The organism is Streptomyces sp. NPDC057654, assembly GCF_042800135.1.
In the GTDB taxonomy this organism is placed as follows: domain Bacteria; phylum Actinomycetota; class Actinomycetes; order Streptomycetales; family Streptomycetaceae; genus Streptomyces.
In genome coordinates, this window is sequence record NZ_JBHVHQ010000457.1 from 1 (window position 1) to 6,753 (window position 6,753).

Here is a 6,753-nt window from a genome sequence, read left to right on the forward strand (position 1 = left end):
GGCCCCGCGTGTACGGGTGCCGCGGAGCGTCGTAGACCGCGTCCGCCGGACCCTCCTCGACGATCCGGCCGTCCCGCATCACGACGACACGATCACTCACCTGGCGTACGACGGCGAGGTCGTGCGCGATGAAGACGAGCGCGATCCCCGACTCCCGCTGCACGTCCCCCAGCAACTCGACCACCTGCGCCTGCGTGGTGACGTCGAGCGCGGAGACGGCCTCGTCGCAGACGATCAGCTTCGGCTCGGGCGCGAGCGCCCGCGCGATGCCGACGCGCTGCCGCTGGCCGCCGCTGAACTCATGCGGATAGCGGTGGTACGCGTCCGGGTCGAGGCCGACCCTTCCCAGCAACTTCCGCACCCGTTCCACGATCTCACTGTCCGTCAGCTCACCGGCCGTGCGCAGCGGGTCCGCGATCGACTCGCCGACGCTGCGCCGGGGGTTGAGCGAGGAGACGGGGTCCTGGAAGACCATCTGCGCCTCGCCGCGGAACCCGCGCAGGTCGCGCTCGCGCACACCACCGATGTCCTGCCCTCGGTACCGCAGCGCGCCGCCGGACGGCTCCAGCAGCCGTACGAGCATCCGCCCCAGCGTCGTCTTGCCGCTGCCGGACTCCCCGACGACGCCCACGGTCTCCCCCGGCCGGATGGTCAGCGAGACCTCCTCCACGGCGGTGACGGCGCGCTTGCCGCGCCCGAACTCCCGCCGCAGGCCCGTGGCTTCCAGCAGCGGCTCGCCCCCGGGAACGGCGTCGGCCGTCCGCCGTACGTCGATCCGCGGCACCGCCGCCAGCAGCGCCCGCGTGTAGTCCTCGCGCGGCCCGTCCAGCACCGCCCGCGCCGGGCCGTGCTCGACGCCGCGCCCCTCCTTCATGACGAGCAGTTCGTCGACGTTGCCGGCCGCCACCCCCAGGTCGTGTGTGACCAGGAGCAGCCCCATGCCCGTCTCCGCGCGCAGCTCCCGCAGCAGCCCGAGGATCTGCGCCTGCACGGTCACGTCCAGGGCCGTCGTCGGTTCGTCGGCGACGAGGAGGCGGGGTTCGCAGGCCAGCGCCATGGCGATCAGCGCGCGCTGGCGCATGCCGCCGCTGAACTCGTGCGGGCGGGCGCGGGCCCGCCGCGCCGCGTCCGGAATGCCGACGCGGTCGAGCACCTCGACGGCTCGCGCCCGCGCGGCCCGTCGCGACGCGCCCCGCCGGTGCACGCGGTACACCTCGGCGATCTGGTCGCCGATCGCCGCGTACGGGTCGAGGGAGGAGAGCGGGTCCTGGAAGACCATGGCCGCCACCGGGCCGCGCAGAGCGCGCAGTTCGGCTTCTCCGGCGGCGAGTACGTCGCGTCCGGCGACCCGTACCGCGCCCGTGACCTCGGCGCCGGTCCCCCGGTGCAGGCCGAGCAGCCCGTACGCGACGGTGCTCTTGCCGGAGCCCGACTCGCCGACGATGCCGAGCGCGCCGCCCGGCGGCATGGTGAAGGACAGCCCGTCGACGGCTCGTACGGCCGCGCCCTGGCCCACGGGGAAGGTGACGGAGAGGTCCTCGACCTCCACCAGCGGCTCGCGGGTATCGAGAGGACTCATGCGAGGACCACCCTTCGGTCGACGACGGCGTACAGCAGGTCCGCCACGATGTTGGCGATGACGACGGCCGCGCCCGTGACCAGCACGACGCCCACCACGACCGGCAGGTCGATGGTCCGGGTGGCGTGTACGAGGAGCTGGCCGAGCCCCGGCAGCCCGAAGAGCGTCTCGGTGAGGACCGCGTTGCCGAACATCGAGCCGAGGTCGAGCGCGGTGAGCGCGATGACCGGCGGCAGCGCGCCGCGCAGCGCGTGCTTGCCGACGATGGACCGCTCGGCGACCCCGTACGCCCGGAACGTGCGGATGTGGTCCTCGGCGAGCGTCTCCAGCATCGAACTGCGGGTGAGGCGCGCGTACTTCGCGGACTCGATGAGGGCGAGCGCCGTCCAGGGCAGCAGCAGGTTCCACGCCCACTGCTCGGGGTCCTCGGTCAGCGCCACGTAGGAGGGGAAGGGCAGCCAGCCGAGGTAGGCGCAGAAGAGCATGAGCAGCAGCAGCCCGATGATGAAGACGGGCGTGGCGGTGCCGGCCAGGGTCAGCCAGGTCAGCACCCGCTCGGTCACGCCGCCGCGGCGCAGCGCGGAGAGCAGGCCGCTGCCGACGCCGAGCAGCAGCCACAGCACCATGGCGCCCAGCGCGAGCGAGGCCGTGACGGGCAGCCGCTGCGCGATGAGGTCGGTGACCTGCTGGTCGTTCTGGTAGGAGAGGCCGAAGCAGGGGGCGTCGCAGTGGAGTACGCCCGTGCCGGTGGAGTAGTCGTGACCGGCGACGAGCCCTTGCAGGAAGTGCCAGTACTGCACGTACACGGGGTCGCCGAGGGCCAGTTGCTCGCGGACCTGGCGGATCTGCTCGGGGTTGCAGCGGAGGCCGCAGGCGAGCCGGGCGGGGTCGCCGGGGGCGACGTAGAACAGCGCGTAGATGACGAGCGAGAGGGCGAAGAGCACGATGACCGCGCCGACGGCCCTGCGCAGCAGGTAGCCCCTCATGCGGAATTCCCCTTCTTCCTCCGCCGGGCGGTGCGCCCCGTGCGGCCGACCCGCAGCCGGGAGGCGGCGCGCGGGTCGAGCGCCGTGCGCAGCCCGTCGCCGAGGACCGTGAAGGCGAGCACGGTGGTGAACAGGGAGAGTGCCGGGAGGAGTACGTACATGGGGTCGGCGCGGAACCAGGTGGTCGCGGTGGACAGCATCTGCCCCCAGGAGGGGGTGGGCGGCGTGACGCCGACGCCCAGGAAGGACATTCCGGCCTCGGTGACGATGTTGGTGGGGAGCAGGATCGCGGCGTAGGTGATGACGGGCGCGGCCAGTGCGGGCAGCAGTTCGCGCCGGGCGACGCGCAGCCGCGAGGCGCCGCCGAGCCGCGCCGCGGCGACGTAGTCGAGTTTCTTGAGGGTGAGGGTCTGGGCCCGTACGATCCGCGCGGTGCTGCCCCAGGCCAGCAGCCCGATGACGATGACGAGCAGCACCGGGCGCGGGAAGGAGGATGGCACGACGGCGGTGGCGCCGATGGCGAAGACGAGCATGGGCAGCGCGACCATGACGTCGCTGAAGTGGCTGAGGACGCTGTCGACGAGCCGGTTGCCGAGCCCGGCGGCCAGCCCGATTGCGACGCCGATGAAGACCTGGACGAGGGTGGCGCCGGCGGCGACGGCGAGCGAGACGCGGGCGCCGTAGAGGAGCCGTACGAACAGGTCGCGGCCGGTGCCCGGTTCGACGCCGAGCCAGTGGTCGGCGCTGACCCCGCCGTACGGGCCGAGGGGCACGCCGCCGCGCGCGGAGTCGACGAGTCCGTCGTGGTAGGCGTTGACGTCCTGGCCCTCCAGGGCGCCGAGCAGCGGGGCGGCGAGCGCGAGGACGACGAGCAGGGCGAGGACGGCGGCGGCGATGAGGGCGGACTTCCGCGCCCGCAGCCGCCGCCAGACCTGTCGGGCGCCGGAGGGCGCGGCGGGCGGCGCGGCCGAGGCGGGTCGCGCTTCGAGAGTCGCGGCGCTCACTTGACCGCGACCTGGGAGATGTCGAGGACGCCGGTCCAGTCGCTGATCACGATGTTCTTGGCGTCCTTGCCGTAGAGCCGCTTGTAGACGGGGTGGAAGAGCGGGACGGTCAGAGCCTGTTCGCCGATCTTCTTGTCGAGCGCGCCCCACCGCTTCGCGGCGGCATCATGGTCGGTGATCTTGTTGATCTCGTCGATCTCGTCGTTGACCGCGGGGTCGTCCAGGCGGGCCGAGTTGAAGTTGGCGCCGTCCTCGACGATCTGCCGGCCGTCGAAGATCGGCGCGAGGAACGGGCCGCCGGAGGGCCAGTCCGCGCCCCAGTGGCCGAGGAAGAGGCCGGGCTGGGTCTTGGTGGCGTGGACCCGCTGGTTGTAGTCGTTGTCCTCCAGGCCCTGGAGCTTGACGGCGATCCCTGCCTTCTTGAACCCGGCCTGGAGCGCGGTCGCGATCTCCGGGCTGGACTCGAAGTTCTGGGCGGTGGAGTGGGTGAGGGTGATGCTCAGCGGGCCCTTGGGGGCGCCCTGCCCGTAACCGGCCTCCTTCAGCAGCTCGCGGGCCTTGTCGGGGTCGCCGGTCTTCCCGGCCGGGAAGTGGTCGTACGGGGTGTAGCCGAGGGCCTTCTGGTTCGGCAGGAAGGTGGTCGCGGGCTCGGCGAGCGAGGAGCCGCCCGCGGCGTTGACGACGCTGGTGCGGTTGACCGCGTACGAGATCGCCTGGCGCACCTTCGGGTCGTCGAACGGCTTGGTCTTCGGGTTGAAGGCGAGGTAGTTCGTGTAGCCGAAGTGGCCGGTGCCGACCCGGTCCGCGAGCTGCTTGTCGCCGCTGACCTGGGCGAGTTCGGCGGGGCCGAGGTTGGCGTCGGTGGTGATGGCGGCGGCGTCCGGGCCGGACCCGGTGGACAGCCGCTGGTTGATGACGGCGGGGTCCAGGCCCGACTTCACGTCGATCCGGTCGGGGTAGGCGTGCCGCCGGCCGTCGGTCTTCGCGGACCAGTGGGGGTTGCGCTCCAGCAGCATCCGCTCGCCGTCGCCGGTGTTGCGGACGACCTTGTACGGGCCGGACGAGACCGGGTGCTCCTCGTACTTGGTGCCGGTGTCCTTGGCCTTGGGCACGGGCGCGAACTGCGTCTGCGTGGCGAGGTAGGGGAAGTCGCCCTCGGGCTTCTTGAGGTGGAAGACGAGGGTCTTGGCGTCCGGCGTCCCGATGGACTTCAGCCCCTCGCCGCCCTTGTCCTTGTAGGGCCCCTGGTAGTCCTCGCCGCCGACCAGCCAGTCCCTCAAGTACGGGGCGCCGCCGGAGAGTTCCCCGGCGAAGGAGCGCTCGATGCCGTATTTGACGTCGGCGCTGGTGATCGGCGACCCGTCCTCGTAGGCGAGTCCGTCCTTGAGCTTGTACGTCCAGACCTTGGCGTCCTCGCTGGGCGTGCCCAGGTCCGTGGCGAGGTCGGGGACGACCTTGGTGCCGGCGGCGCCGTCCGCGCGGTTGCGGGTGGTGAGGGTGCGGAAGACGAGGGAGGGGATGTTGCCGCCGCCGGAGGTGTAGAGGCGGGCCGGGTCGAAGTCGCGCTGCGGCTCGCGGTTGAGGACGGTGAGCGTGCCGCCCTGCTTCGGCGCTCCGGCCGCGCCGCCGCCCTTGGCGTCGCCGGCCTCCTTCGGTCCGCAGGCCGCCACGCCCCCGACCAGGGCGGCGACGACCGCGGCGGCGGCCGCGCGGTGCGATATGAGGGGCAGTTGACGCATGGCTGAGGACGCCTTTCGGAAGGTGGCGGCAGAAAGCACCCACGGAAGGCGGCAGGGAGGAGCCCGTATGCGGTGGCCGGGCACTGGACCGCCCCCGGCGGGCACACAGAGATCAGACGGTGAGACGCGGGGGTACGCGCGGGAAGGCGCGGAGGGGCGGTCTCAGCGACAGAGAATGTCGGCGATCGCATGCGCGGCCACGCCGATCAGCGCCAGCTCGAAGCCGGCGTCATCGGGGGCATGGCGATGCGACATGCGGAGAATCCTGGACGAATATCCGTTCACTGGCAAAGGTGTCCCGCGAGCTGAGACTCTCGGTCTCACATGTCGGGATTCCTACCCTTCGGGGTGCGGCCAGGGGTTGGCCCGGCAGGTCGCGCCGTCCAGCGTCAGGAACTTCGTCTGCTGCATCATCACCGGCGCGAGCGCGCCCTGCTTCGGGCACGTCTCATGGTTGCGCCCGAGCCGGTGCCCGACCTCGTGATTGATCAGCATCTGCCGGTAGGCGTGCATCTTGTCGTCGCCGTAGGTCACCGCGCCGCGCGCCCACCGATACGCGTTGATCATGACGCGCTCGGTGGCCGCGGAGTCGCACGAGACGTTGTCCTGGGTGGTGTCCAGGCCCGACTTCGCGCACCACTTCGCGGTCGTGGTGGGGCTGGCCAGGCTGATCACGAAGTCCGCGTGGCCGGACGAGACCCGCTCGAAGGTGCGCTGCCCGCCGTGGGCCCAGCTGCGGTCGTCGTTCAGGGTCTTCTGCACGGCCTCGGCGAACAGCGCGCCGTCCAGGCCCAGCCCCTTCTCCACGTCGACCCGGTAGCGCACCACCTCGCCCTTGCCGGGCGCCTTGTCGTGCCCCGGCACCGCCTCGAACTCCCCGGTCGCCTGGAGCTTCGCGTCCAGCGGGAACTTCTTCGCCATCTGGACGTCGTACGGGGAGTGGTCCGCGACCGTGCCCGGCGGGGGCACTGGCCGGCTCTTCGTGCGGGTCGCGGAGTCCGGGTGGCGCTGCTCGGAACCGCCGGCCGCGCGCGCCGGGCCACCGCCGCCCTTGCCGTCCTGGTCGTGCGCGACCTGGCCGGAGACGACCACGGCCAGCACCGCCGTCACGGCCGCGGCGGCGACGCCCGTGAGCGTACGGGCGAGACCGCCCTTGGCGGCCCCGGTGCGCCGCTCCGGCCCCCGGCTGGGCGGCACCGCCTGGTCGGCGGGTACGGGCGGGACGCTGGGCCCGACGATCGGCCCGGCGGGCTTCGCACCGTCCTTCACCCTGTCGGGGGCTCCTGCGGCGAACACGTCGTCCTCGTTTCGCCGGTGGGCGCCTTCGCGCGGGCCGTCCCCGTCACGCCGGTGGTCCTGCTGGTCGAAGTAGTCGAATGCGTCGATGAACTCCTGGCGCGGGCGGGGCACCGTACCGGTCGCCATCGGGCCCTGCGGCTCCGGCC

Annotated in this window: 6 protein-coding genes; all 6 read right to left on the reverse strand. The window is 72.5% G+C overall.

Annotated features, from left to right (window positions below; genetic code table 11):
• Positions 1-1,579: dipeptide ABC transporter ATP-binding protein (locus tag ACFU99_RS27635; protein ID WP_384396921.1), on the reverse strand; the 1,579-nt coding region annotated here is incomplete at its 3' end.
• Complete coding sequence (locus tag ACFU99_RS27640) at positions 1,576-2,565, reverse strand: ABC transporter permease (RefSeq protein ID WP_384396924.1); 990 nt, start codon at positions 2,563-2,565, stop codon at positions 1,576-1,578. The genes ACFU99_RS27640 and ACFU99_RS27635, both read right to left, overlap by 4 nt.
• Complete coding sequence (locus ACFU99_RS27645) at positions 2,562-3,569, reverse strand: ABC transporter permease (protein ID WP_384396927.1); 1,008 nt, start codon at positions 3,567-3,569, stop codon at positions 2,562-2,564. Before ACFU99_RS27645 ends, ACFU99_RS27640 begins: the two co-directional genes overlap by 4 nt.
• On the reverse strand, positions 3,566-5,308 hold the full coding sequence (locus ACFU99_RS27650) for an ABC transporter substrate-binding protein (protein WP_384396930.1): 1,743 nt from the start codon (positions 5,306-5,308) through the stop codon (positions 3,566-3,568). The genes ACFU99_RS27645 and ACFU99_RS27650 overlap by 4 nt, the downstream gene beginning before the upstream one ends.
• A gap of 162 nt (positions 5,309-5,470) precedes the next feature.
• Positions 5,471-5,563 (reverse strand): Ms4533A family Cys-rich leader peptide, encoded by a 93-nt coding sequence (locus ACFU99_RS27655; protein WP_342668325.1) that lies wholly within the window; start codon positions 5,561-5,563, stop codon positions 5,471-5,473.
• Between the two features lie 81 nt (positions 5,564-5,644).
• On the reverse strand, positions 5,645-6,753 hold a 1,109-nt coding region (locus ACFU99_RS27660; protein WP_384396933.1), incomplete at its 5' end, for a DUF3152 domain-containing protein.

Bases quoted from the DNA above. Each gene is read 5' to 3' on its own strand.
- ACFU99_RS27640 (WP_384396924.1), bottom strand. From the start codon at position 2,565: ATGAGGGGCTACCTGCTGCGCAGGGCCGTCGGCGCGGTCATCGTGCTC.
- ACFU99_RS27650 (WP_384396930.1), bottom strand. From the start codon at position 5,308: ATGCGTCAACTGCCCCTCATATCGCACCGCGCGGCCGCCGCCGCGGTC.
- ACFU99_RS27655 (WP_342668325.1), bottom strand. From the start codon at position 5,563: ATGTCGCATCGCCATGCCCCCGATGACGCCGGCTTCGAGCTGGCGCTG.